This is a genomic window from Liquorilactobacillus sicerae, assembly GCF_029916425.1.
Taxonomy (GTDB): Bacteria; Bacillota; Bacilli; order Lactobacillales; family Lactobacillaceae; genus Liquorilactobacillus; species Liquorilactobacillus sicerae.
The window spans coordinates 1-604 of the sequence record NZ_JAHAVQ010000106.1 but is presented as its reverse complement, the minus strand read 5'-3'; the positions used below and the strand labels follow the sequence as shown (position 1 = coordinate 604).

Sequence of the window (604 nt, the reverse complement as noted above, 5' to 3'; positions counted from 1 at the left end):
GTGCAATCTAAATTGTTAAGCATTATATTTTATAAGAAGGTTTGAGAGTATAGTATTGTCTAAAATGTTAAACGTAGGACATATTTATTTAATGCAACGTAACTCTCAGTGGGGCACAAGCCCCACCTTTTTGTTAAGATGTGCTATTAAGGTAAACGGTGTTAATCATGTATAAAATTGCAGACTTCGTTAGAGTCGTTGATGTAAATGATCAATTTTTGGTTGAGTATAGGAAAATATGGAAAATTTCGAAAACTCCGGAATCAATCGATGTTATAAATGCCGTATGTTCTAGTGGACTTAAAAAAGAAGACTTACTAGCTAAGACAAAAACGTTTGCGTTTTTGAAGAAACAAAAGCTTGTTAAAAGCAATCCGCCGTTGGATACGCATATAAATCCCAGAACGTATTACTTTATCGAAGGATTGGTAGGGAATCCAGACAAGGCTTTTGTTTCTTTGGACCGTCAGCGAGTTTGTATAGTTGGATTGGGTGGAATTGGAGGATCCATTCTTCAACACCTTTGCGGAAGCCATATTTCAAGATTTTTGTTGGTAGATTTCGACCGAGTTGAGGACAACAATCTGAACAGACAGTACTTATA

General features: G+C 35.9%; 1 protein-coding gene. It reads left to right on the top strand.

Annotated elements, in window-relative coordinates; all coding sequences use genetic code 11:
- Positions 1-167: 167 nt before the first annotated feature.
- The coding region (locus KH893_RS11475) for a ThiF family adenylyltransferase (protein WP_281166236.1) at positions 168-604 on the top strand (437 nt) is incomplete at its 3' end.